The sequence below is a fragment of the Burkholderia sp. 4M9327F10 genome (genome assembly GCF_005503145.1).
GTDB lineage: Bacteria > Pseudomonadota > Gammaproteobacteria > Burkholderiales > Burkholderiaceae > Paraburkholderia.
Genome location: NZ_SCNV01000010.1, coordinates 42,295 through 66,828 on the forward strand (window position 1 = coordinate 42,295; position 24,534 = coordinate 66,828).

Here is a 24,534-nt window from a genome sequence, read left to right on the forward strand (position 1 = left end):
CGTCAGGCCGAATCGTATCAGTGACAATGACCGTGCGGTGCGCTCGCTGACACCATGGGAGCGTCGCGGTCGACACCGGCCGCTTTCAGTTTGTCGAGATACTCGCGCCAGAGTTCATCCTGACGGGTGGCGATGTCGTACAGCAGATCCCACGAATAAAGCCCGGTGGAATGGCCGTCCGAGAAGGTCGGCTGCAGCGCGTAATTGCCCACGCCCTCGATGGCCGTGATCGTCACCTCGCGCTTGCCGGTCTGCAGCGTCTCCTGCCCCGGCCCGTGGCCGCGCACTTCAGCCGACGGGGAATAGACGCGCAGGAGCTCAAACGGCACGCGGAACGATTCGCCATTCGCGTATTGCAGTTCGAGCACCCGTGATTTGGCATGCACGACCACGCCGGTCGGCACGGGGGTGTCGGGAGTCAGTCCACTCATGTTGACCTCGTATTTACCCCCTCGGGGGTCCTGGCGCGAAGCGCGCGGCTTCGGGTGCGCTCAGCCAAGCGCCTGTTCGATTTCGTGACGCACGGCGTCGCGCAGCAAGGTAGCCTGCGCGCGGCGCGACGACAGCAGCGCCTCCGATACCGTGCGCTGACGCGGTGCCCAGATCGGCAGCGGGAAATGAGCGTCGTTCGAAAAACGCGGAATCACATGCCAGTGCACGTGCGGCACCTGGTTGCCGAGGCTCGCCAGGTTCACCTTGACCGGTTGCAGGATGCGCCGCATGGCGCGCTCGACCGCGTACACCGCGCGCATCACGTGGTCGCGGTCGGCCTCGGCAAGATCCGAGAACTCGGCAATGTGCCCGTTCCAGATCACCCGGCAAAAGCCCGGGTAATCGTGTTCGTCGGCAAGGACGACCCGCAGCGAGTCGTCCTGCCACAGCACATCGCCGCCATCTTCACGGCAAAATACACAGTCCATCGTCGTCCTCAAGCGGGAATCGTCAGTCGTAGCATTAAACCAGCACGCGCTCGATTCCGCCATTGTTGGCACGTTGGACGTAATCCGCCATCCAGTCTTCACCCAGCACGTGGCGCGCCATTTCGACGACGATATAGTCCGCCTCGATGCCCGCGTCCTCGTTGTAGCGCGACAGCCCTTGCAGGCAGGACGGGCAGCTCGTGAGGATCTTCACGTCGGCAGCGCCGTTGCCAGCCCCACCATTGCCAGCCGTGGAGACCGCTGAAGCCGAGCCGTTCGGAGCGCCGGCCGCAGCCGCCGCGACGTTGCCCGGGTTGCCCCCGTTGGCGCCCGCTGCGGCGACCACCGGGATGCTGCGCAGCTTCGCCGCCCCCTTGCGGATCTCCTCTTCCTTACGGAAGCGCACCTGGGTCGAAACGTCCGGACGCGTCACCGCAAGTGTGCCGGATTCGCCACAGCAACGATCGTTCTTCTCGATCTTGTAGCCGTCGTTCTCCGAGCCCATCAACTGGTTGACGAGCTTGACCGGGTCCATCGTCTTGATCGGCGTGTGGCACGGGTCGTGGTACATGTAGCGCGTGCCGCTCACGCCGTCGAGCTTCATGCCCTTCTCGAGCAGGAACTCGTGAATGTCGATGATCCGGCAACCCGGGAAAATCTTCTCGAATTCGTAGCCGGCGAGCTGGTCGTAACACGTGCCGCACGACACCACCACCGTCTTGATGTCGAGGTAGTTCAGCGTGTTGGCGACGCGGTGGAACAGCACGCGATTGTCCGTGACGATCTTCTCGGCCTTGTCGAACTGGCCCGAGCCGCGCTGCGGATACCCGCAGCACAGGTAGCCCGGCGGCAGCACGGTTTGCACGCCGGCTTCCCACAGCATGGCCTGGGTCGCCAGCCCCACCTGCGAGAACAGCCGCTCGGAGCCGCAGCCCGGGAAGTAGAACACCGCTTCCGTATCGACCGTGGTGGTCTTCGGGTTGCGGATGATCGGGACGATCTTGTTGTCTTCGATGTCCAGCAGCGCACGCGCCGTCTTCTTCGGCAGATTGCCCGGCATCTTCTTGTTCATGAAGTGGATCACCTGCTCCACCACCTTCGGCTTGCCGACGGTGGCCGGCGGGTGCGCCGTCTGCTTCTTCGTGAACTTCTTCAGCACGTCGTTGCCGAGGCGCTGCGCCTTGTAGCCGACGCCCATCATCGCGGTGCGCGCGACGTTAATGGTCTGCGGATTGGTAGCGTTGAGGAAGAACATGCCGGCCGCGTTGCCGGCGTTGAACTTCTTCTTGCCCATCTTGCGCAGCAGATTGCGCATGTTCATCGTGACATCGCCGAAATCGATCTTCACCGGGCAAGGTGTCACGCACTTGTGACAGACCGTGCAGTGGTCGGCGACATCGTTGAACTCGTCCCAGTGCTTGATCGACACCCCGCGGCGGGTCTGCTCCTCATACAGGAACGCCTCGACCAAGAGCGAGGTGGCGAGAATCTTGTTGCGCGGGCTGTACAGCAGGTTGGCGCGCGGCACGTGCGTGGCGCACACCGGCTTGCACTTGCCGCAGCGCAGGCAGTCCTTGATCGACTCGGAAATCGCGCCAATGTCGGACTGCTGCATGATCAGCGATTCATAGCCCATCAGCCCGAAGCTCGGCGTGTAGGCGTTGCGCAGGTCCGCGCCTTCGAGCAGCTTGCCGGCATTAAAGCGGCCATGCGGGTCGACGCGCTGCTTGTACTTGCGGAATTCGCCGATCTCCGCGTCCGTCAGGAATTCGAGCTTGGTAATGCCGATGCCGTGCTCGCCGGAGATCACGCCGTCGAGCGAACGCGCCAGCTTCATGATGCGTGCGACCGCCGTGTGGGCGTCCTGCAGCATCTCGTAGTTGTCGGAGTTGACGGGGAGATTCGTGTGCACGTTGCCGTCGCCCGCATGCATGTGCAGCGCCACGAATACGCGGCCACGCAGCACCTGCTTGTGGATCGCCTGGGCTTCTTCGAGGATCGGCTTGAATTCGCCGCCGTTGAAGATCTGGCGCAGTTCGGCGCGGATTTCCTGCTTCCAGGACACGCGGATCGTCCGGTCCTGCGTGACGTGGAACACGGTGGCATCGGGCTGCACGTCGGCGCGATCGGCAAACTTCTCCGCGAGCGCTTCGTAGCCGAGTCCGACCAGGTAGTGCTGGGCTTCGCGCAAGGACAGATCGAGCTTGTCGCGCAGGAATTCCCAGCGGGTGCGGACCTGCTTGAGCAGATCGAGCGCATGCTGCACGCGGTCTTCCAGCAGTTCGGCGCTCGGAATCTCGTTGGCGTCGTCGCTCTTGCCGAGCGGCAGCTTGCCGCCCTTGAAGAACGCCTCGAGCGCGTCGACTAGTTGCAGCTTGTTCTTGATCGACAGTTCGATGTTGATGCGCTCGATGCCGTCGGTGTACTCACCCATCCGGTTCAGCGGAATCACCACGTCTTCATTGATCTTGAACGCGTTGGTGTGCTTGGCGATCGCGGCGGTGCGGCTGCGGTCCAGCCAGAAGCGCTTACGCGCCTCGGCGTTCACCGCGACAAAGCCTTCGCCGCTCTTGCCGTTGGCCATGCGCACCACTTCCGAGGTGGCCTGCGCCACCGCGTCCGCATCGTTACCGACAATATCGCCGATCAGCACCATCTTCGGAAACGCGTTGCGCTTGCTCTTGGTCGCATAGCCGACCGCGCGCAGATAGCGTTCGTCGAGGTGTTCGAGGCCGGCCAGAATCGCCCCGCCCTGCTTCGACGTTTCGAACAGATAGTCCTTGATTTCGACGATGCTCGGAATCGCGTCGCGCGCCTGACCGAAGAATTCGAGGCAGACGGTGCGCGTATGCGCCGGCATCTTGTGCAGCACCCAGCGCGCCGAGGTGATCAGCCCGTCGCAGCCTTCCTTCTGGATGCCCGGCAGACCGGCGAGGAACTTATCCGTGACGTCCTTGCCGAGCCCTTCCTTACGGAACACGCGGCCTTCGATATCGAGCGACTCCGTGCGCAGCAGCTTCTCGCCCGGCGCATACTCGCCGTCGAACCACTTCAGTTCGAAGCGCGCCACCGCGATGTCATGGATCTTGCCCATGTTGTGGTCAAGACGCGTGACTTCGAGCCAGTTGCCTTCCGGATCGACCATGCGCCACCAGGCGAGATTGTCGAGCGCGGTGCCCCACAGCACAGCCTTCTTGCCGCCCGCGTTCATGGCCACATTGCCGCCAATGCAGGAAGCGTCGAGCGAAGTCGGGTCGACCGCGAACACATAGCCGGCGTGTTCGGCGGCTTCGGTCACGCGGCGCGTGACGACACCGGCGCCCGAAAAGATCGTCGCGACCTTGTTCGGCACACCCGGCAGCTCGGTCAGCTCGACCGCGCCGAGCTGTTCGAGCTTTTCGGTATTGATGACCGCGGAGAACGGCGTCAGCGGCACTGCGCCGCCCGTATAACCGGTGCCGCCCCCGCGCGGAATCACCGTCAGCCCGAGTTCGAAGCAGGCCTTGATCATGCCGGCGATCTCGGCTTCGGTATCCGGCGTCAGCACGACGAACGGATACTCGACACGCCAGTCGGTCGCGTCGGTCACGTGCGACACCCGTGACAGTCCGTCGAACTTGATGTTGTCTTTCTGCGTGACGCGGCCCAGTACCTTGTTGGCGCGGCGGCGCAGTTCAGCGGTCTTGTCGAACTCGTTAGCGAATTCATCCACGGCGCGGCGCGCGGCGACCACCAGCGTTTCGACGCGTGCTGCACGGTCGACACCCGCTTCATCGCCATGCTCGACGAGGTCGGCGCGGCGGCGCTTCTCGATCTCCGAGAGGCGGTGGTGCAGCGCCTCGATCAGCAGCGCACGGCGCTTCGGGTTGTCGAGCAGGTCATCCTGCAGATACGGATTGCGGCGCACCACCCAGATGTCGCCGAGCACTTCGTACAGCATGCGTGCCGAGCGGCCGGTGCGGCGTTCGGCGCGCAGTTCGGCCAGCGCGTCCCACGCTTCATTGCCGAGCAGGCGGATGACGATTTCGCGATCGGAAAACGACGTGTAGTTATAGGGAATTTCGCGCAGGCGCGCTTCGGGGTCGGCAGCCACCGCGGCGGCGGCTCCGTGCGGATCGAATACTTGAGGTGCGTTCATGTTCGGACGACTCGGTAGGTCAGTTGGCCGCGCTCCCTGATCAGCGATAAAGACGATTAGGGAGGCACCGTCTGACGGTGCGCGTGGGGCGCAATGCTGGAAATCTTCTAGTTGGGCGAAGCACCTGCCGACGGGCGACACACGCCGGCCGCTTCGCGGCGCTCAGATGCAGCTACACGATCGTGCGCAACGGATGTGCCGCTGCGCCGCGGGACGAGACTCACGCGGGGCGGGCACCAAATGGGCGATCCGAGGCTGCCAGTGCATCTTCCGATCCTTGTTCCAAAATCGAATTCTACCGCATGATCCGCGGGCGCGTTGACGCTCGAATCAGGCTACAGCAGGGCTTTTGCACGAAAAGACACGGAAATATGTTCCAACTGGTGAGTCCGGAATTGGTCGACCGAACGGTCGGGCGGGCGCCTTTCCAGCGCCCTGGCCATACGGCCGAGGCCAGAGAGCGGGCCGTTGGCGCTATCATTGTCCTTTCCCGTCTCACACAGCGCACCGCGCCACCCGTATGGCATCCCACGACTATCTGAAGAAAATCCTGACCGCGCGCGTCTACGACGTCGCCCGCGAGACCGAACTCGAACATGCGCCGAATCTGTCGGCACGGCTGCGCAATCCGATTTATCTCAAGCGCGAAGACAATCAGCCGGTGTTCTCGTTCAAGGTGCGTGGCGCGTACAACAAGATGGCACACATTCCGGCGGAAGCGCTGGAGCGCGGCGTGATTACGGCCTCGGCCGGCAATCATGCGCAGGGCGTGGCGCTGTCGGCGGCGCGCATGGGGGTGAAGGCGATTATCGTGGTGCCGGTGACAACACCGCAGGTGAAGGTCGACGCCGTGCGCGCACACGGCGGCCCCACGGTCGAAGTCGTGCAGGCGGGCGAGTCGTATAGCGACGCTTACGCGCATGCCGCCAAACTGCAGGAGGAGCGCGGCATGACCTTCGTGCACCCGTTCGACGATCCGTACGTGATCGCGGGCCAAGGCACGGTGGCCATGGAAATTCTAAGCCAGCATCAGGGGCCGATTCACGCGATCTTCGTGCCGATCGGCGGCGGCGGGCTTGCCGCCGGGGTTGCCGCTTACGTCAAGTCGGTGCGCCCGGAGATCAAGGTGATCGGTGTGCAGACCGACGATTCCTGCGCCATGGCGCAATCGCTGAAAGCCGGGGAGCGCGTCACGCTGAACGAAGTGGGCCTGTTTTCGGACGGCACCGCTGTCAAACTGGTCGGCGAGGAAACCTTCCGCCTGTGCCGCGAGTATCTGGACGACGTGCTGATCGTGAACACCGACGGCCTGTGCGCGGCAATCAAGGACGTGTTCCAGGACACGCGCAGCGTGCTGGAGCCCGCGGGTTCGCTGGCGGTGGCCGGCGCGAAGCAGTATGCCGAGCGCGAAGGCATCGAAAATCAGACGCTTATCGCCGTCACTTCCGGCGCCAACATGAATTTCGACCGCATGCGCTTCGTGGCCGAACGCGCCGAGGTCGGCGAGGCGCGCGAAGCGGTGTTCGCCGTGACCATCCCCGAAGAGCGCGGCAGTTTCAAACGCTTCTGCGAACTGGTCGGCACGCGCAGCGTTACCGAGTTCAACTACCGGATCGCGGATGCGAACTCCGCCCATATCTTCGTGGGCGTGCAGATCAGGAATCGCAGCGAATCGGCGCAGATTGCGGGCGCGTTCGAGGCGCACGGCTTTGCCACCGTCGACCTGACGGGCGACGAACTGTCGAAACAGCACATTCGCTACATGGTGGGCGGACGCTCGCCGCTCGCGCATGACGAACGCCTGTTCCGCTTCGAATTCCCGGAACGGCCGGGCGCGCTGATGAAGTTCCTGTCGTCGATGGCGCCGAACTGGAATATCAGCCTGTTCCATTACCGGAATCAGGGCGCGGATTACAGCTCGATCCTCGTGGGTATCCAGGTGCCCGGCACGGAAAACAACGAGTTCGACCGCTTCCTCGCGACGCTCGGCTATCCGTACTGGGAAGAAACGACGAACCCCGTGTACCGGCTGTTCCTCGCGTAAGCGGCTGTCCGGAACGCACAGATGGCCTTTTCGCTTCAGGACAAGCTGGTGGTGGCGATTTCATCGCGCGCGCTGTTCGACTTCGAGGAAGAGAACCGCGTGTACGAGGAAGGCGACCTGCACGCCTACGAAACGCTGCAGCGCGAACGGTTGAACGTGCCGGCCAAGCCTGGCGTGGCGTTCCCGCTGATCCGCAAGCTGCTGGCGCTGAACGCGGGCGCGCACCGGGTCGAGGTAGTGATCCTGTCGCGCAGCGATCCGATCAGCGGCTTGCGCGCATTCCATTCGTGCCGCGAGTACGGTCTTGCCATCGAGCGCGGCGTGTTCACGCGCGGCCGGGCGCCGTTCGGGTATTTGAAGCCGCTGAATGCGTCGCTGTTCCTGTCCGCCAACCAGGACGACGTGCGCGACGCGCTGGCCGCCGGATTTCCGGCTGCGCGCGTGTTGCCGGAATCGGCGAAAATGGCGAGTAAGTATCCGGACGAGATCCGTATTGCGTTCGACGGCGACGCCGTCCTGTTTTCCGACGAAGCCGAGCGGGTTTTTCAGAAAGATGGCTTGCGCGCGTTCCTCGGGCATGAGATCCATAACAAGGATCTCCCGTTAGCCGACGGACCGCTCAAGCCGTTGCTGGAGGCGCTACACCGCCTGCAGAACGTGGCGGGCGAAGCCGCCCCGACCCAGGCGGCGCCAATGCGTATCCGGACGGCGCTGGTGACGGCGCGTTCGGCGCCGGCGCATGAACGGGCGATCCGCACGCTGATGGCCTGGAACATCGAAATCGACGAAGCGATGTTCTTGGGCGGGCTGGACAAGAGCGCATTTTTGCGTGAGTTCGAGCCGGACTTTTTCTTCGACGATCAAATTGGCCACTGCGAATCGGCCCGCGTCGTAACGGCGACGGGGCACGTGCTGAGTGGCATCGTGAACGCACCATGACACCCGAACAATCACCGCTGGGCAAACCTGCCGCCTATACCGAACAGTACGACGCGACGCTGCTCTTCCCGATCGCGCGCAAGGCCGCACGCGAGGCTATTGGCATTGGCGCGCAGTTGCCGTTCTTTGGGACGGATATCTGGAATGCTTACGAGCTTTCCTGGCTAAATGGACGCGGCAAGCCGCAGATCGCGGTGGCGACTTTTTATGTGCCGGCGGATTCGCCGAATATCGTCGAGTCGAAGTCGTTCAAGTTGTATCTTGGGTCGTTTGCGCAGAGCTCGTTTGAGTCGTTTGAGGTTGTGCGGGAGACGATCAAGAGGGATGTATCGGCTGCCTGCGGCGCGAGTGTTTCAGTGCATCTGACCGGGCCGGTGGATTTTGGCAAGCTTGCGCTTGAGGAGTTCGAGGGGACGCCGTTGGACCGGCTCGATCTGGATACGGATGTTTATCATCCGGATGCCTCGTTGCTCAAGGCGGCGCTTGAGGAGTCGCCTGTTGAGGAGACGGTGTTTTCTAATCTGCTCAAGTCTAATTGTCCCGTCACCGGGCAGCCGGATTGGGGGAGTGTGCAGATTCATTATGTTGGGCCGCAGATCGATCATGCCGGGTTGTTGCGGTATATCGTCTCCTATCGGAATCACACTGGGTTTCATGAGCAGTGTGTTGAGAGGATATTTGTGGATATTCTTAAGGTCTGCAAGCCGGTGAAGCTGGCCGTCTATGCGCGCTATACGCGGCGGGGTGGGCTGGATATCAACCCCTTCCGGACTAATTTTAATTTGCCTATGCCGGATAATTTGCGCACGGCGCGGCAGTGATGTTTTTTTGCCTGCGGCGCCTTGTTATTGGTTGTTGTTCTCATGGTGTTGGCCTTTCCTTGTTTTGTTATCGGTCTATTAGCTTCGCCCCTGTGCGGGGCGGCACTTACTTTCTTTGCCGCCGCAAAGAAAGTAAGCAAAGAAAGCGGGCTGCAACCGCTAGCCCGTAGTGAGCCATCTAGGTTTGCTACCGGGAACGGCCCAAGACAAGACCTGCCCTCGCATTTCACGCGTTCGTGACACAGCACTCATCCACCCCACTCCGCACTACGTGCGTCGCGGATGGGCTTGCATGGGAAACCGCCGCTACCCGGCTACGCGGCAATAGTCCTGCGGGTGCGGGTGCGGGTGCGGGTGCGGGTGCGGGTGCGGGTGCGGGTGTGATCAGCATACCGAGAATCGGCAAGCCGAAATAGTTAGAATACCTATGGAGTTTGCAGAAGACGTTATGCCCGACGGCGGGGCGCGCAGCGCGACGCTGGAGCGAATGACGGCTTTGTCACTAACGGGAGTGGTGCGAGGGCGGGTCTTGTCTAGGGCCGTTTCCCGTGGCACACCGGGATGGCTCACTACAAGCTGGCGGTTGCAGCCCGCTTTCTTTTGCCTACTTTTCTTTGCGGCCGGCAAAGAAAAGTAGGTGCCGCCCCGCACAGGGGCAACGCTAATAGACCAATAACACAACAAGGAAAGGCCAACGCCCTAAAAACAACCAAACAAACAAGGCGCCGCAGGCAAAAAAACCTCAAACCTTCCCAACAGGCGCCTTATACGCGACGCAGTCAACTTCCACTTTACAATCAATCACCATACTAGAAACCACACACGCCCGCGCCGGCGGATTCTCCCCAAAATACTCCCGAAACACCTTATTAAACGAAGCAAAATCCCGCGGATCATCGAGCCAGACTCCACACCGGACCACATGCTCGGCGCCATAGCCAGCTTCCTTGAGAATGGCAAAAACATTCTGAATAGCCTTGTGCGACTGCGCCACAATCCCGCCATCGATCACTTCGCCGTTCTCCATCGGCGTCTGCCCGGACACGAAGAGCCAGCCATCCGCTTCAACCGCACGCGCGAACGGCATATGCTGCCCGCCGGTCCCCTTGCCACCCTCAACGCCATATCGCTTCATCGCAAACACTCCTTATAAGATCCAGCGGCACGCAAGCAAAAAACCCCCAACGCGCCGCGTCAATTAACAGAAAACAAAACCCTCAAAACGCGCCCTGCGCATCCACCCCCGACGCCACACCACGCGCCACAAAATGCCCTGCCCGCTCGCCAGTAGGCTGCCCATCCCGATACGACAACACGCCGTTCACCCACACCGCGTCAATCCCGTCCGCCGGCTGCTGCGGCTTGTCGAACGTCGCGGCATCCCGCACCCGCGCCGGATCGAACAGCACCAGATCCGCGTGATAGCCCACGTGCACCTCGCCACGCTGCGTCAAACCAAAGCGCCGCGCCGAGAGACCCGTCATCTTGCGGATCGCTTCCTCCAGCGGCAACAACGCCGCATCCCGCGCGTAATGCCCCAGCACGCGCGGAAACGCGCCCCACAGCCGCGGATGCGGCAACGGGTCGTTCGGCAAACCGTCCGAGCCCACCATCGTCGCCGGATGAGACAGGATGCGCCGCACGTCGTCCTCCGACATGTTGTGATACACCGCCCCCGCCGGCTGCAGGCGCTTGCCCGCCTCCTGCTGCGTCACGCCCCACTTGGCGGCAATCTCCTTCACCAGCTTGCCCGCCATCTCCGGATGCGGCTCCGACCATGTAATCGTGATGTCGATATCGCCCGTCACCTGCTTCAGATCGAGCGTCGACGAGCTGCGGTTGTACGGGTAGCAGTCGCAACCAATCGGCTGCAGGCGGCGCGCGCCATCCAGCGACTTCAGCACCTCCACGCTACGCCCCCAGTTCGACGGGCCCGCGCATTTCAGATGCGAGATCACCACCGGCACGCGCGCATGGCGCCCCACCTGGTAGGCCTCTTCCATCGCGTCGAGAATCGCGTCGAACTCCGTGCGCATATGCGTCGTGTACAACGCGCCTGCTGCCGCCAGCGGCTCGGCCAACGCCATCACTTCTTCCGTGGGCGCCGAGAACGCGGAGCCATACGCCAGCCCCGAACTCAAACCGAGCGCGCCATGCCGAAGCGCCTCTTCGAGTTGCGCGCACATCCCCGCAATTTCCTGCGCCGTCGCGGCGCGGTCCAGCCGGTCCATCTGGTTGTTGCGCAGCGCCGTGTGGCCAATCAGCGCGCCCACGTTCACCGCCGGGCGCGCTGCGTTCACCGCTTCCACATACGCGGCGAAAGTCGGATACCTGAACGCGTCGCGCTCGCCCAGCAGGTTCATCGGGTCTGGCGGATCGCCCTTCAGCGCCACCGGCGATGCGCTGATGCCGCAGTTGCCGACAATCACCGTCGTCACCCCCTGGCTGATCTTCGGCAGCATCTGCGGTGCGCGGATCACGTGGGTGTCGTCGTGCGTGTGGACGTCGATAAAACCCGGCGCCAGTGCACGGCCGTTCGCTTCCACGACTTCTTCGGCCAGCCAGTTAGACAGATTGCCGATCGCCACAATCTTGCCGTCGCGCACAGCCACGTCGCGTTCGAGCGGTGGCGCGCCGGTGCCGTCATACAGTTGCGCGTCGATGATCAGCGTATCCGCGGCTTCGGGATGCGAATGCATAGGTCAGTCTCCTAGCGGTTGTCGGTCGCCGCCGCCGCGGTGCGCGTCGAGCGCGTGCTTCATGCGGCGCAGCAATTCGCGGCTCTCGTCGCCCTGGCTCACGGCGAGTTCGGTGACGAGCACGTCGAGCGCCATCATCATCGCGTAGCGGGATGACGAGGGCTTGTAAATGAAATCGGTTTCGAACGCGACGATCGGAATCACCCAGTCCGCCAGCCGCGCCAGCGGCGAGGCCGGCGCGGTCAGCGTAATCAGCGTCGCGCCATAGCTGCGCGCAATGCGGCAGTTCTCCACCATCTCGGGCACCCGCCCGGTCGTGGATAACGCAATCACGACACATTCGCGCGATACCGTACTGGCCACCATCCGTTGCAGCAAACCGTCCTGGTAGGTCGCCACCGGCCTGCCGAGGCGCACGAGGCGAAAGCGCATTTCGTCGGCGAGCGCGGTCGAACCGCCGCCCATGCCGAACACGTAGATCATGCGCGCCTCGCGCAGCGCAGCGGCCGCTTCGGCGACCGGTGCCTGGCGCAGCAACTGGTGGTTGTGCGTGAGCGCGGTCTGCACTTCGTCGAACACGCGGGTGGCAAGCGGCTCGGGCGTGCCGGCGGCAGCGCCGCTTTGCAGGAAGCGCTGACCCACCGCCGCCGCCTGGGCGAGGCGCAGCTTCAGTTCGCGTACGTCGCGGCAACCCACCGCCTTGGCAAAGCGCGTGACGGTGGCAACACTGACGCCTGCCTGCTGCGCCAACGCGCCGATGCTCGCCCGCGAGGCGCCGGTCAGGTCGTCGAGGATCAGCGCGGCCACCTTGCGCTCGGCCGAGCGCAGTTCCGGCGCGCATTCGGCAATGCGAGCGACAATGTCGAAGCTAAGCGGCTCAGCGCTGGAGTTCATGAAGATCGTCAGGATCGGGGACCGTTGCGGCACGCGAAACAGTTGAAACACCGCTCGCGGCACCTTGTACCAGCCGGCGCCAGCACCGTGGTACTAAATAACATTTCAGCAAGTATGCTACTTTCGGTAACATACGAAAGTCAACTTCGCTGCAATTTTTCTGGAAGATGGAGCAGGATTACATGAAAGTTACAAACTATCAGGGCGCGACAATTGATCCTTATAGCAAGGGCTTGGGCATGGTTCCGGGCACCAGTATCCAGCTTCTGGACGCCGGCCGCCTTGAATGGAATCTGCTGAACGAGGACGTGAGCCTGCCGGCCGCCGTCCTCTACGCGGATCGTATTGAGCACAACCTGAAGTGGATGCAGGCCTTCGTCGCGGAGTACGGTGTCAAGCTCGCGCCGCATGGCAAGACCACCATGGCCCCGCAACTGTTTCGCCGCCAGCTCGAAACGGGCGCGTGGGGCATTACACTCGCCACCGCGCACCAGGTGCGCGCCGCCTATCACGGCGGCGTGTTGCGCATCCTGATGGCTAACCAGCTGGTTGGCCGCCGCAACATGCTGATGATCGCCGAGATGCTGAGCGATCCCGAGTTCGAATTTTTCTGCCTGGTGGATTCGGTGGAAGGCGTCGAGCAGCTCGGCAAGTTCTTCGGCTCGGTGCGCAAGTCGCTGAACGTGCTGCTCGAACTCGGCGTGCCCGGCGGGCGCACCGGCGTGCGCGACGAAGCGCAGCGCACGGCTGTGCTCGAGGCTATCGCACGCTACCCGGATGCGCTCAAGCTTGCCGGCGTCGAGTTGTATGAGGGCGTGCTGAAGGAGGAAGCGGAAGTCCGTGAGTTTCTGCAGAGCGCCGTCGCCATCACGCGCACGCTGGCGGACGAAGGACGCTTTGCGCGCACGCCGGCCATTCTGTCGGGTGCCGGCTCAGCCTGGTATGACGTGGTCGCAGAAGAGTTCGTCAAGGCGTCGGCCGCCGGCCAGGTGGAAGTGGTATTGCGGCCGGGCTGCTATCTGACGCATGACGTGGGCGTCTATCGGAAAGCGCAGACGGATATTTTTGCGCGCAATCCCGTCGCCAGGAAGATGGGCGAAGGACTGCTGCCGGCGCTGCAATTGTGGGCCTACGTGCAGTCGATTCCTGAACCGGATCGCGCGATTATCGGTCTCGGCAAGCGCGACTCCGCTTTCGACGCCGGCATGCCGGAACCCGCGCGCCACTATCGTCCGGGCACGCAAGCGCCGCGTGAGATTGCGGCCAGCGAGGGCTGGGAAATCTTCGGCATGATGGATCAGCACGCCTATCTGCGGATTCCCGCGGGCGCGGATCTGAAAGTGGGCGACATGATTGCGTTCGACATCTCGCACCCCTGCCTGACGTTCGATAAGTGGCGTCAGTTGCTGGTGGTCAATCCGTCGTATCAGGTTACGGAAGTGATCGAAACGTTCTTCTGAACCGGGCGTTCAACCGGGGCGCAGCCAACGCAACGGATGCGCCGCGCCCGCGTGGTTTAGCGAGGCGGCAGGCGCAACGCCTGCTGCCGCCCGATCCTCAGGCCGCCGCCTGCCCCTGCCCGGCCGCCGCCACTTCGCCGATTCGCACTTCGAGCATTTGCAACGCCCCGGACAGCGCCGTCAGCGCCTCGTCCGGCAGCCCGGCCATCGTGTCGTGCAGGAACGCATTGCGGCGCGGCAGGCTCGCTTGTGTGGCGGCCATGCCCGCTTCGGTGAGCCGGACGTTGGTGATGCGGTTATCGCGCTCGTCCATGCTGCGTGAAATCCAGCCCAGCACTTCAAGCGCTTTCAACTGACGCGTCAAGGCGCCAGGATCCACTCGCAGCCGCTCGACAAGGCGCTTCTGCGACGACTGCCCGCCCTGGTCATGCAACGCCAGCATGATCCGCCAGCGCGGCATGGGATGGCCGACCTGCGCTTCGAACGCCGACATGAACGCCCGATAGGTGCGGCCGAATTGCTGCATGATGGCGACGCGATCCTGTTCTTCCATGGTGTTCCGATGTTGCGGGTATTCGAAAATCAATCTGCGAGGATGGTCGGTTCGACCTGGCGCTGAAGTTTGACGGGCGGCACGCGCCGGGTCTGCCAGATCGACACGACAGCAATGATAGCCGCCAGCGCAAGACCCAGATGGATTGCCCCGACCAGCGCTTCGCGCGCCGACTCCAGCAGCATCGCGCCGTTGTGCCCGGCATGCGCCAGCTGACCTAGCAGCGTGGTCTGGGCATCACGGTTGATGAGGATTTGCGGGTCGCCCATATCCGTGAACCAGTGCGACGCCTGGTCGCGTTCCAGCGCGCTGCGCACGCCGCTCGCATACATATGCGTGACGAGCGTGCCGGTCAGCGCCGTGCCGATCATCCCGCCGATCATTCGCAGCGATTGCAGCAGCGCCGTCGCGATGCCGAGGTGTTCGCGCCCCGCTGTCTGCTGCGCGAAGATGGTCAGGTTCGGCATGACGAAGCCGAGGCCGAGCCCGCCGAGCACCATGAACGACAGCAGCAGCCATTGCGGCATGGCACGTGTCGCCACGACCACGCCAAGACATGACAGCGCGATCAGTGTGAAGCCGATGTACAGCATCAGGTTCGGGTTGCGCACGCGCGATACGATCCGCCCGTTGGCAATGCTGCCAATCGTGATGAACACGACGAGCGGCGTAATCACCAGCCCTGCGTCTTTCGGCGACATGCCGAAGCCGCCCTGGAACAGCAGCGGCGCGTAAAACAGCAACGAGAACATCGTGAAGCCGCCGAGCACCGCCAGCGTGAAGAGCGCGGCGAGGCTGCGGTTGCGGAACATGTCCACAGGCAGGATCGCCGTTGGGCAGCGCTGCTCCCATTTCCACAGGCCGTATGCGGATGCCACGCTGACGGCCAGCAACGCGGCGGCGCTCAGCGTCACGCCGTGCTTCGGCAGCATTTCGACGAACAGTTGCAGGCAACCGAGCGCGATCGCGATCAGCAGCGCGCCGGGCCAGTCGAGGCGCATCTTGCCTTCGTGCTCGACATGCCGCAAATGCGGCAGGAAGCGCCACACGAAGAACAGCGATAGCAGACCGACCGGCAGGTTCACGTAGAACACCGAGCGCCAGCCATAGTACTGGGTCAGGAAGCCGCCGAGCGACGGCCCAATTGCGTTGGCAATGCCGAACGCCGAACTCATCAGCACCTGCCAGCGCAGGCGCACGACAGAATCGGGAAACAGATCGGGAATGCACGCGAACGCGGTGCCCACCAGCATGCCACCGCCGATCCCCTGCAGACCCCGCGCCAGCACCAGGAACAGCATGCTGTTGGCCATGCCGCACAGCACGGAGGCGCCGGTGAAGACCACGATCGAGGCGATCACGAACGGCTTGCGCCCATAGTAGTCGCCGAGGCGCCCGAAGATCGGCACGGTGATGACCGAGGTCAGCAGATAGGACGTGGCGACCCAGGCGTATAGCTCGAAGCCTTTGAGCTCGGCCACGATAGTGGGCAGCGCGGTGCCGACCACGGTCTGGTCGAGCGCGACAAGCATCGTCACAAAGGAAACGCCGAGCATCGCCATCAGCGATTCACGGAACGGTAAAACTTGCCCACTCGAGTGGTGAGCCGCGGTATGGACAGCCATTTTTTGATGGTGCAACTGTTGACGCGTCAATTGATGAGGAATCATAGCACGTTATGACGCTCTAAACTGACAGCGGCGACGCACATCTGATGCGCCGCCAACCGGTTATCTACAGAATTTGCCCGCCGCAGGGAGGCCTATGGAGTCCACTTCGCTCGCCGAACAGAGCTTGTCCGCCGAGGACCTGAGCGCGTTGCGACGCGCGAAACACGAACTGGAAAGCCCCGCGCTGGCGATGAAACTTGCCAGCATCGTCGGCGCACCGCTCGAAAAGCTGCTATCGCGCATGCCGGCGATGGCCAACGAAAAGGTGACCGAGGCGACCCAGCTTGCGTTGCGCAAGTGCCTGCAGATTGCCCTGTGCACGCTGGGCCGCCACGATCCCGACGCGCCGCTCGTGATCCCCGACAAGCCCAGCAACCTGCTGCACAAGTTCGCGGTAGCGACCACCGGCGCGGCCGGCGGCGCGTTCGGCCTGTTCGCCCTCCCCGTGGAATTACCGGTCACGACCACGCTGATGTTCCGCTCGATCTGCGATATTGCTCGCAGTGAAGGCGAGGACCTCTCGTCAATCGACGCGCAACTGCAATGTCTGACCGTGCTGGGCATGGGCGGCGCCTCGAAAGCCGATGACGACGCCGACTACGGCTACTTCATCATGCGCGGTGCGCTGGCGCAGGCGGTCTCGAAGGCATCGTCGGAAATCGCCGCCAAGGGCTTCACCGCGCATGGGTCGGCGGCGCTGCTGCGCCTGCTCAACACCATCGCGTCGCGCTTTTCGGTGCAGGTGAGCGAACAGATCGCGGCCAAGTCGATTCCGGCGATCGGCGCGGTGCTGGGGGCAATGGTCAACACGGTGTTTATGGACCACTTCCAGCTGGTCGCCCACGGTCACTTCACCGTGCGGCGACTCGAGCGGCAATACGGAGCGGAAACGGTCAAAGCCGCCTATCAGACCATCGACATCGCGCTGGACGGCTGAGCGCTGCCCGGACTCGTGACCTTGCGCACAAAGCTGGCGGCCTCGTCGAGCGCGCGCCGTGCTTCGGGGATGAAGGGCGTGAAGATCTGCCAGACGTGCGGCATGTTGGGCCACACCTGCAGGTCGACCGATACGCCCTCGGTGCGCGCGTTCTCGGCCACGCGCCGCGAATCGTCCAGCAGCACCTCGGTGCTGCCGGCCTGAATCAGCAGTGGCGGCAGGCCGTGCAGATCGGCATAGACCGGCGAGGCGTATGGGTGAGTGGCAGGCGTATCGCCAAGGTACAGCCTGGCGGCCCGGCCGATGGCGGGGCCGCTGAACATCGGATCGGCGCCGTCGTTGGTGCGGATTGATGCGCCGCTCGCGCCGAGATCGGTCCATGGCGAGAACAGCACGGCGCCCGCCGGCAACGCACCGCCGGCATCGCGCAAGGCGACGAGGGTCGCGAGCGCAAGACCGCCGCCCGCCGAATCACCTGAAATCACAATCGATTCCGCCGGAATGCCACTCGCGAGCAGTTGCCGGTAAGCCGCGAGAGCATCATCCAGGGCCGCCGGAAAACGTGCTTCGGGGGCGAGGCGATAGTCGAGCGAAAACGCAGGGGCATGTGAGCGCATCGCCAATCCGAACACCAGCGAGCGATGCGAACGGGGCGAGCAGAAGTAGTAACCGCCGCCGTGCAGATACAGGATGGTAGGGGTAACGGTGGAGTCAGCCTCGGCGCTCCCGCCGCCATTGCCGCTCCTGCCACCCTTGGCGCCGAGCGGCTCGAACCATTCGCCGCGTAGCGTCTCGCCGGCGCCGTACTGCTCGCGCAAGCGCCAGCCCGCCGGCACTTTGGGCGACCATGCGCGCTTCGCCGTGAGCGCGCGTGCCCGCTCGACGTTAATCTCGGTCCTTTGGGTAGCCGGCCGAAATTGCCGGCGCAGATACCAGCATGCGAGCGCACTTTGCCAACTCATTGGAAGCCCCTCCATGAACGGTCGTCTGCCATGGTACGTGGGTTTCAGCAATCAACCCCTGGACGATCCGTTCTAAAGCGCGCAACGTTGGCTAATTTGAAGGCCGCACCTGACCGCGAATCTCGCCCATCGGGTTCTGCACGGTATGGACATTGAAGTACCACTGGCCAGCCATCAGGTCGAGGACCTGCTGGTCCGACAAGGTGGCCGAACCCTTGATCGGGCTGGCCAAGGCGTTCTTCTCGATCGGGATCTGGATCTTCGCGTTCTGCCCGACGGGTGCCGGGCCATGGAAGTGAGCCGCCGTGGTCGGGCTGGACAGATCCTCGTAGGTGACCGTCCACTGCAGCGCCTTGGTCGACGTATCGAAAGTGGCGTTCAACATGCCGTGCCCGTGACTCACGCGCGGCGGCACTTCGCTCGACGGCTCCAGATCCGCCTTCAAGGCCACCGTGTCCGCGCAGGCAATCCCCGATGCCAGCGCCCACAACACCACTCCCACACTCAGTTTCCGAATGGCAATCATATTTTTTCTCTCCGGACTTGGTGCACCGCCGCACCAACGGATAGGCTGCGCGCGGAGCCATCACATACTAGTGTAAACCGCTCGCTGCCGTCTGGCTGCTCTGCCGCGTCGCCTGATCGCCAAGGGAGGACAAGGCTTGCTTCATTTTTAGTTAGCTTAACTTATTTATTTGGAGCGTTACGCGGCTACCGTCTCAGTAGAGAAGCCGAAATTCGTTGCCGTCGAATCGTTCCCGGTATTTGGTATGGCACCTTTTTGCAGCGCTACCTCGCGCATCGTCGACAGTAAATGTTGTCGGTGACACTATTGCACCGGCCGGTCGATTTGACCGAGGAAGGCTTCGATGACGGCATTGTGACACCAAGGCAATTCAGCGCCGATATCCACTTTTCCTTCACTATTTCAAAATACTTAATTGCGCAATATGCAGTCAATCAATCCGCATCTGGGCGCTATGCTTCGGTTAGCGAGAAGTGACTCCTTCATCGAAGGATGTCTCCAATCTTTAACGCGGCTTCGGCCGCGTTTTTTTTGCGCTATGCAAGCAAAGCGGCCTGCTCTTCGATGCCATCGAGCATGGCGTCACATTTCCTGACCAGCGCGAGACCCTCGGCACGCAGCGCCTCGGGTGTCTTGACGGCAATATCGCGCCGGTATTCCTCCAACGCTGCCAGTAGCGGCGGATACTTCAGCACACCCGCCGCGCCGGCTACCCGGTGATGCCACTCGCGCAACTGCGCGACATTCGCTTGCTCGAGCAAGGGTGGCAATGCCCGGACATCGTCCCGCACGGATGTCACGAACGAATTGAGCAGCGCCTTCACGGTCGACTCGCTGCCCCACAGTTGCGTCATATGGCCAAGGTCCACGGGCACGAAGGGCTCAACGGATTCCTGTCCTTGCGGTTCGGCGGCCGCACGCGCGCTTCCTGCCGCAGGGACTGCTTCGGCTAGTGCGGCCGGATGCGCGCCGCCTGCGCCGAACCAGCGGTTCAGATGCTCACGCAAGGTCGCAAGACGGGTCGGCTTGACAAGGCAATCGTCCATGCCGGCGTCGCGGCATTGCCGCAGATCCTCCGGAGCGGTGTTGGCGGTAATGCCGAGAATCGGCAGATGCTCCGCCCCGCCCTCCCGCGCCGCTTCTGCTTCGCGCACGCGGCGCGCCAGTTCATAGCCGGACAGGTTCGGCATATGGCAATCGGTGATCAGGCACCCATAGCGGCATTCCCGCAGAGCCGCGAGCGCTTCCATGCCGTCGTTCACCACGTCGCACGCGAAACCCAGCAAGGTGAGCTGGTGACGGATCAATTCCTGATTGACCGGATGGTCCTCCGCCACAAGGATCAACCGGCCGCTCGCAATGGCGCGCTCACGGTCGGGAGGCGCAGCGCCCGCTTCCGCGATTTCCTGTGCACGTGGCGCGGACGTCGACAAACCGGTCAGCGCGGCCGCGCAGGCCGCTGCGAGGCCGCGCCAGGAAATCGGATTGATGCTGACGCGCACCGTGTCGTCCAGGATGCGGTAACCGGTCGGTTTGGGTTTTTCCGTCAGGTAGATCACGCGTGAACCTGAGCGCGCAGCGTCCGGTATCTCCAGCCCGTCGCTCAGGAATACCAGGTCCTCGTTGGCGAGCGCTACGGGATCGCTCAACTCGGCTGCGCCCTCCGCAACCCGGCGCAAATCGATACCGAGCGCATGGCCGAAATGCACCAGCGCACGCGCAACACGCGGATCCGCGACGGCGACAAGCCCACGCTTGCCACGCAAGGCACGGGCCTTGTAGTGCAACGCCTCGAGGGGCATCGCGATCCGAACGGTCATGAGGGTGCCCACGCCGGGCGTGCTCTGCAACTCCAGCGCACCACCCATCAGTGTGGTGAGCTTATGGCAGATGGTCAGGCCGAGCCCAGTTCCGCCAAAACGCCGGGTTGTCGAAGACTCGGCCTGCACGAACGGTTCGAACAGACTCGCCTGAACGTCCGGCGCAATACCGATACCGGTGTCCTCGACACTCATCTCCAATGTCTGGCTATCCTCCGTCTGCCCGACCACGCAGACCCGCACGTCGACCTCGCCCGCCAAGGTGAACTTGATCGCATTGCTGAGCAGGTTAAAGAGGATCTGGCGCAGGCGCACGCTGTCGCCCCGCACACTGGCCGCAACTTCGGGAGCGATGTCCACGCGGACCCTCAGGCCCTTCTCGTGGGCTCGCCCGGCGAGCAGGCCCACGGCATTGTCGACCAGTTCGCGCAGGTCGATCGGCTCCGCCTCGATGGTCAAGCGGCCAGCCTCAATCTTCGAGTAATCGAGCAGATCGTCCAGAATCTGCAGCAGCGCGCCCGCGGACTCATGAATCATGCCGAGCATTTCACCCTGATCGGCACTCAGGCGCGTGCGTTCGAGCACCTCGACGAGTCCAAGCACGCCGTTCATCGGCGTACGGATCTCGTGGCTCATCATCGCGAGGAAGTCGTCCTTGGCGCGCGAGGCGGCCTCAGCCAGATCGCGGGCGCGCGCCAGTTCCTCGGAGCGGGCATGCTCCGCGCTCGCGTCGACCCAATACCCGCTCCAGACTACGCTGCCGGAGGGCTCGCGCCGCGGTACCAGTTCGGCGCGCACCCAGCGCGCGCCATCGCGAGCCGAGGAACGGAACTCCATGTGAATCGGCTGCTGGGTGCGCGCCGAACGCTCGAGCTCGGCCAGCACGCGTGGCCGGTCTTCCGCGCACACCCGCTCGAAATCGATCTCGCCCATCTGCATGAGCGCACTGCTCTCGCCGCCGAGCAAATGCTGGGTATTGCCGCCAATATAGGGAAACGAGTAGCGGCCCTGCGCGCCACGGCGCAATTGAAACACTACCGCCGGCAACGAGCTCGTCACATCGAACAGGCGCCGCTCGTTCTCGCGCGCGAGCATTTCGGCGCGCCGGATCTCTGTAATGTCGACCACGGTGCCAAGCACGCTGAGGGGTTTGCCGTCGGTGCCACGGCACACGCTGGTCCAGAACAGACCGTGCCGCGTCCGTCCGTCGCGGCCGGCGAATTCGAGTTCCAGCCGGGAGCGCTCGCCGGTTCTCATCGCTTCCCGGATCGCGTGCTCCAGCTTATAGCTGTTCGCCACGCCCCAGACCTGCACCTGCTCGCTCGTGCGGCCCAGAATCTGCTCACGGGGCAAGCCGCAACTCTCCTCGTAGGCACGATTGATGGCGATATAGCGGCCGTCCAGATCTTTCGCAACGAGCGGATACGGCACCATCTCCATCATGGTCTGCTGGAAATTGAGTTGCCTCACCAGTTCGCGCTCGGTCTGCTTGCGCAGTCGCACCTCGCGCTGCAGCAACAGGTAAGCGCGCAACGTCACCACCAGCACCGCGCCGATGCCAATCAGCAATGGCAGCAAACGTAGCGCCGACATGCTCCAGGCGCCGCGCTCGCCGCCATTGCCGGTCACCCATCTCTGCCGGATGCGCTGCTTTTCCGCCGACGGCATGGCCTGCAGCGCACGGTCGATCAAGCCGGCGAGCGGCGCCAGATCGGAGCGCACGGCAAAACTCAGCGAGTCGGATTCGCCGACTGTGCCAAGAATCTTCAACTCACCCTCGTAGCGCTGCTTCAAAGCGAGATCGACGGCGGCAAGGTTGCCGACCAGCACATCCGCCTTGCCGCGCGCAACCAGATTGAGCGCCTCGTCGAGGGTGGGCGCGACGCTCACATTCGCGGCAGGAATGTTGTACGCCGCAAACGGGATCGAATCCGCACTGTGGGCGGAGACGGCAATGCGGCGCGAAGCGAAATCGTTCAGGCTACGTGCAGCGGGCTCGTCCTCCCGTCCTACTATAACGAGCGGGTAGCTTTCATATGGGCGCGTATTCACCGCGTTCCTGAGCTGCGGATCGCCGCGCACCGCAGTGGCCAGGACGCCCAGATCGCCATGCTGAAAGGCGCGGACCGTAGCCGGCCAACCGGCAATCGGCGCGCGGGTGAACTGGACGCCGAGCGAGCGGCTCAGATAGTCGAGATATTCCGCGGCAATGCCGCTCGGGCGTCCTGCACTGTCGAGATAGCTAAACGGCTGCCAGCCGCTGTCAAAACCGACAGAGACCGGCGGCAGCGCACGCAGCCATGCCTGCTCCGCCGGAGTGAGCATGAGGCGCTGTGCGGCGAAAATAGAGGGGGATTTGAAGTTGGCGCCGAGCCAGCGCGCGCGGATGGCCGCTTCATCTGCCGGATACATGGAGGCCAGCGCGTGGTCGAGCTGATCGCGCAGCGCGGTGCGCCCGCGCGGCACCGCGAAACGCAGTTCGCCGGGGCTGCCTTCTTCGAAGGCGATGCGCAGATCGCGGAATCCTTCGTTCGTGAGTGCGTATTGAACGGTTGGCGTGAATCCCAGATAAGCGTCCGCGTTACTCTGTGCGACGGCGCGCAAGGCCGAAGCGGTGTCCGGATAGGTCTCGATCTGTGCGCGTGGGAAACGCTCACGCAGCCCGCGGTCCAGTGCGAAACCTTTTTCAATGGCGAGCCGGGCATTGGCGAGCTGTGTGACATCCTGCACGGTCTGGTCGTGCCACCTGACGACCACCGAGGTAGTGGCCCAAAAATACGGCGCCGTGAAACTCAGACTGTGCTCGCGCTCCGGGGTACGCGCCACGCTCATCAACAGATCGACCTGGCCGGCCGCGGCTGCCGCAAGCAGTTGCGGCATATCGGGAAAGATCCTGGGTACGATGATCACACGGGGACCGACGAGGGTGCGTAGATAGTCAGCGCTCAAACCGGTTAAACGCCCGTCGATGACTTCCTCGAAGGGCGCCCACCCGCTCGCGAGCGTGCCAACGACGAGCTGCGCCGGCATCGCGGCGCTCGCCTGCGCCGCGGCGCCGCCGGGCGGATTGGCAGCCAGTGCGAACGGCGTGCCGAGTTGCAGAAGCAGGGCCGCGGCAAGCCACCAAAGACGCCGCGCTACGTCGAGCCCAACCCCGAAGCGAGGCGGGCGCATGACGGCTGCACAGGATCCTGCCGGAACGCGGAAATCAGGCGAACCCACCTTGCCCCTCCCCCGTGCCGCCACTCGCCGCACACGGCTTGGGCCACAAGTGCGCGTACAAAACTCCCGCGGCGATGGCGCCGGCCAGCGGCGCGGCCCAGAACAGCCAAAGCTGATCAAGCGCCCAGTCGCCGACGAACAACGCCGGACCCGTGGAGCGCGCGGGATTGACCGACGCATTCGTGACAGGCATGGCAATCAGATAGATCAACGCCATGCAGGCGCCTTTGACCAGAGGCGAGACGGAGCGGGAAACGCCTTTGCGTGACATCAGCAGATTGACCATAACGAGCGCAAACGACATGGACAGCTCGATCACAAGCGCGGAATGGAGCTGATAGTCCGCAGGGGAATGCTCGCCGAAGCCGTTGGCGCCGAACTCGCTTGCTGCCAGATCGAACCCCGGGCGCCCGCTCGCCACATAGGCGAGCAGCGCGGTACCGAGCAGCGCGCCGCAAATCTGCGCGGCAATGTAGGGCACCAGGTCGCGAATCGGGAAGCGGTTGGCGATGGCATTCCCAACAGTCACAATAGGATTGAAGTGGGCGCCGGACACGTGTTCCAGCGAATAGGTCGCAACCGTGAGGGCGAGCCCGAAGGCAAGCGCCACCTGCAGCGCGCCAAAGCCGGGCTGCGGCAGCACCGCACTCAGAACGATGCTGCCGCAGCCCACGAACACCAGCCACGCCGTGCCCGCACACTCGACCGCCAACCGCTTGCTCAAGCTCATCATTGCGCCCCTCACTCTCCGAGTTACACGGTGCGAAAGCGCGCCTTGGGCGCCGGGCCGCCGCCATGCACATTTCTGAATAAAATTTGCATGCCGAATCGTTTTTTTGTGAAGGGTTCGTGACAACCACCCATGAATCGCACGCCGCCGGCAAGTATGGAATGGCGATGCAGCCCTACTAATCAGACGATTCTTAAAT

The 24,534-nt window shown here is 63.4% G+C and carries 18 protein-coding genes; 6 read left to right on the forward strand and 12 right to left on the reverse strand.

Annotation, left to right across the window (positions count from 1 at the left end; all coding sequences use genetic code 11):
- Positions 1–17 precede the first annotated feature (17 nt).
- Genes FFS45_RS12425 through FFS45_RS12435 form a run of 3 tightly spaced genes read right to left on the reverse strand, consistent with a single transcriptional unit; the run spans position 18 to position 5,058 of the window.
- Positions 18–431: a DUF971 domain-containing protein gene (locus FFS45_RS12425; protein ID WP_137954945.1), complete on the reverse strand. Its 414-nt coding sequence runs from the start codon at positions 429–431 to the stop codon at positions 18–20.
- A 60-nt stretch (positions 432–491) separates the two neighbouring features.
- Positions 492–920, reverse strand: coding sequence for an HIT family protein (locus FFS45_RS12430; RefSeq protein WP_137954946.1), 429 nt, complete (start codon positions 918–920; stop codon positions 492–494).
- A gap of 34 nt (positions 921–954) precedes the next feature.
- A complete protein-coding gene (locus tag FFS45_RS12435) occupies positions 955–5,058 on the reverse strand; it encodes an FAD/FMN-binding oxidoreductase (RefSeq protein WP_137954947.1) in 4,104 nt (1,367 codons plus the stop codon).
- A 520-nt stretch (positions 5,059–5,578) separates the two neighbouring features.
- On the opposite strand from FFS45_RS12435, the gene ilvA reads away from it, so the two are divergent.
- The 3 genes from ilvA to queF are packed head-to-tail and all read left to right on the forward strand — an operon-like array spanning position 5,579 to position 8,862.
- Complete coding sequence (gene ilvA / locus FFS45_RS12445) at positions 5,579–7,102, forward strand: threonine ammonia-lyase, biosynthetic (RefSeq protein ID WP_137954948.1); 1,524 nt, start codon at positions 5,579–5,581, stop codon at positions 7,100–7,102.
- A gap of 21 nt (positions 7,103–7,123) precedes the next feature.
- Positions 7,124–8,041 (forward strand): 5'-nucleotidase, encoded by a 918-nt coding sequence (locus FFS45_RS12450; protein WP_137954949.1) that lies wholly within the window; start codon positions 7,124–7,126, stop codon positions 8,039–8,041.
- Positions 8,038–8,862: an NADPH-dependent 7-cyano-7-deazaguanine reductase QueF gene (queF, locus tag FFS45_RS12455; protein ID WP_137954950.1), complete on the forward strand. Its 825-nt coding sequence runs from the start codon at positions 8,038–8,040 to the stop codon at positions 8,860–8,862. The genes FFS45_RS12450 and queF overlap by 4 nt, the downstream gene beginning before the upstream one ends.
- Positions 8,863–9,604: 742 nt before the next feature.
- On the opposite strand, the gene FFS45_RS12465 is transcribed toward queF, so the two are convergent.
- From FFS45_RS12465 to FFS45_RS12475, 3 genes are all read right to left on the reverse strand, one after another.
- Entirely contained in the window at positions 9,605–9,997 is a 393-nt protein-coding gene (locus tag FFS45_RS12465; RefSeq protein WP_137954952.1) for a RidA family protein, read from the reverse strand.
- A gap of 82 nt (positions 9,998–10,079) precedes the next feature.
- Positions 10,080–11,561, reverse strand: a complete 1,482-nt coding sequence (locus FFS45_RS12470; RefSeq protein WP_137954953.1) for a D-aminoacylase — start codon at positions 11,559–11,561, stop codon at positions 10,080–10,082.
- A 3-nt stretch (positions 11,562–11,564) separates the two neighbouring features.
- Positions 11,565–12,455, reverse strand: a complete 891-nt coding sequence (locus tag FFS45_RS12475; RefSeq protein ID WP_137954954.1) for a MurR/RpiR family transcriptional regulator — start codon at positions 12,453–12,455, stop codon at positions 11,565–11,567.
- Between the two features lie 182 nt (positions 12,456–12,637).
- Here FFS45_RS12475 and FFS45_RS12480 point away from each other — a divergent pair, with 182 nt between their 5' ends.
- A complete protein-coding gene (locus FFS45_RS12480; protein WP_137954955.1) occupies positions 12,638–13,915 on the forward strand; it encodes an amino acid deaminase in 1,278 nt (425 codons plus the stop codon).
- Between the two features lie 97 nt (positions 13,916–14,012).
- On the opposite strand, the gene FFS45_RS12485 is transcribed toward FFS45_RS12480, so the two are convergent.
- Both FFS45_RS12485 and FFS45_RS12490 read right to left on the reverse strand, forming a co-directional pair.
- The gene (locus FFS45_RS12485; protein WP_137954956.1) at positions 14,013–14,468 is read right to left on the reverse strand and encodes a MarR family transcriptional regulator; all 456 of its coding nucleotides are present in this window, start codon (positions 14,466–14,468) and stop codon (positions 14,013–14,015) included.
- 29 nt (positions 14,469–14,497) lie between these two features.
- Entirely contained in the window at positions 14,498–16,093 is a 1,596-nt protein-coding gene (locus FFS45_RS12490) for an MDR family MFS transporter (protein WP_137954957.1), read from the reverse strand.
- A gap of 139 nt (positions 16,094–16,232) precedes the next feature.
- On the opposite strand from FFS45_RS12490, the gene FFS45_RS12495 reads away from it, so the two are divergent.
- Entirely contained in the window at positions 16,233–17,075 is an 843-nt protein-coding gene (locus FFS45_RS12495) for an EcsC family protein (RefSeq protein ID WP_137954958.1), read from the forward strand.
- Here FFS45_RS12495 and FFS45_RS12500 read toward each other — a convergent pair.
- Both FFS45_RS12500 and FFS45_RS12505 read right to left on the reverse strand, forming a co-directional pair.
- Entirely contained in the window at positions 17,045–18,037 is a 993-nt protein-coding gene (locus FFS45_RS12500) for an alpha/beta hydrolase (protein WP_137954959.1), read from the reverse strand. The genes FFS45_RS12495 and FFS45_RS12500 overlap by 31 nt on opposite strands.
- A 91-nt stretch (positions 18,038–18,128) precedes the next feature.
- Positions 18,129–18,563 (reverse strand): CHRD domain-containing protein, encoded by a 435-nt coding sequence (locus FFS45_RS12505; protein WP_137954960.1) that lies wholly within the window; start codon positions 18,561–18,563, stop codon positions 18,129–18,131.
- A 288-nt stretch (positions 18,564–18,851) separates the two neighbouring features.
- On the opposite strand from FFS45_RS12505, the gene FFS45_RS12510 reads away from it, so the two are divergent.
- Complete coding sequence (locus FFS45_RS12510; protein WP_137954961.1) at positions 18,852–19,040, forward strand: hypothetical protein; 189 nt, start codon at positions 18,852–18,854, stop codon at positions 19,038–19,040.
- Between the two features lie 59 nt (positions 19,041–19,099).
- Here FFS45_RS12510 and FFS45_RS12515 read toward each other — a convergent pair whose 3' ends face one another.
- Together FFS45_RS12515 and aqpZ are read right to left on the reverse strand one after the other, a co-directional pair.
- Entirely contained in the window at positions 19,100–23,557 is a 4,458-nt protein-coding gene (locus FFS45_RS12515) for a transporter substrate-binding domain-containing protein (RefSeq protein ID WP_137954962.1), read from the reverse strand.
- Positions 23,558–23,591: 34 nt separating this feature from the next.
- Positions 23,592–24,338 (reverse strand): aquaporin Z, encoded by a 747-nt coding sequence (gene aqpZ, locus FFS45_RS12520; RefSeq protein ID WP_137954963.1) that lies wholly within the window; start codon positions 24,336–24,338, stop codon positions 23,592–23,594.
- Between the last annotated feature and the right edge of the window lie 196 nt (positions 24,339–24,534).

Bases quoted from the DNA above. Each gene is read 5' to 3' on its own strand.
- FFS45_RS12505 (WP_137954960.1), bottom strand. From the start codon at position 18,563: ATGATTGCCATTCGGAAACTGAGTGTGGGAGTGGTGTTGTGGGCGCTG.
- FFS45_RS12430 (WP_137954946.1), bottom strand. From the start codon at position 920: ATGGACTGTGTATTTTGCCGTGAAGATGGCGGCGATGTGCTGTGGCAG.
- FFS45_RS12485 (WP_137954956.1), bottom strand. From the start codon at position 14,468: ATGGAAGAACAGGATCGCGTCGCCATCATGCAGCAATTCGGCCGCACC.
- aqpZ (WP_137954963.1), bottom strand. From the start codon at position 24,338: ATGATGAGCTTGAGCAAGCGGTTGGCGGTCGAGTGTGCGGGCACGGCG.
- FFS45_RS12500 (WP_137954959.1), bottom strand. From the start codon at position 18,037: ATGAGTTGGCAAAGTGCGCTCGCATGCTGGTATCTGCGCCGGCAATTT.
- FFS45_RS12490 (WP_137954957.1), bottom strand. From the start codon at position 16,093: ATGGCTGTCCATACCGCGGCTCACCACTCGAGTGGGCAAGTTTTACCG.
- FFS45_RS12425 (WP_137954945.1), bottom strand. From the start codon at position 431: ATGAGTGGACTGACTCCCGACACCCCCGTGCCGACCGGCGTGGTCGTG.
- FFS45_RS12450 (WP_137954949.1), top strand. From the start codon at position 7,124: ATGGCCTTTTCGCTTCAGGACAAGCTGGTGGTGGCGATTTCATCGCGC.
- FFS45_RS12435 (WP_137954947.1), bottom strand. From the start codon at position 5,058: ATGAACGCACCTCAAGTATTCGATCCGCACGGAGCCGCCGCCGCGGTG.
- FFS45_RS12470 (WP_137954953.1), bottom strand. From the start codon at position 11,561: ATGCATTCGCATCCCGAAGCCGCGGATACGCTGATCATCGACGCGCAA.
- FFS45_RS12465 (WP_137954952.1), bottom strand. From the start codon at position 9,997: ATGAAGCGATATGGCGTTGAGGGTGGCAAGGGGACCGGCGGGCAGCAT.
- FFS45_RS12515 (WP_137954962.1), bottom strand. From the start codon at position 23,557: ATGCGCCCGCCTCGCTTCGGGGTTGGGCTCGACGTAGCGCGGCGTCTT.
- FFS45_RS12510 (WP_137954961.1), top strand. From the start codon at position 18,852: ATGTTGTCGGTGACACTATTGCACCGGCCGGTCGATTTGACCGAGGAA.
- FFS45_RS12475 (WP_137954954.1), bottom strand. From the start codon at position 12,455: ATGAACTCCAGCGCTGAGCCGCTTAGCTTCGACATTGTCGCTCGCATT.
- FFS45_RS12480 (WP_137954955.1), top strand. From the start codon at position 12,638: ATGAAAGTTACAAACTATCAGGGCGCGACAATTGATCCTTATAGCAAG.
- queF (WP_137954950.1), top strand. From the start codon at position 8,038: ATGACACCCGAACAATCACCGCTGGGCAAACCTGCCGCCTATACCGAA.
- FFS45_RS12495 (WP_137954958.1), top strand. From the start codon at position 16,233: ATGGAGTCCACTTCGCTCGCCGAACAGAGCTTGTCCGCCGAGGACCTG.
- ilvA (WP_137954948.1), top strand. From the start codon at position 5,579: ATGGCATCCCACGACTATCTGAAGAAAATCCTGACCGCGCGCGTCTAC.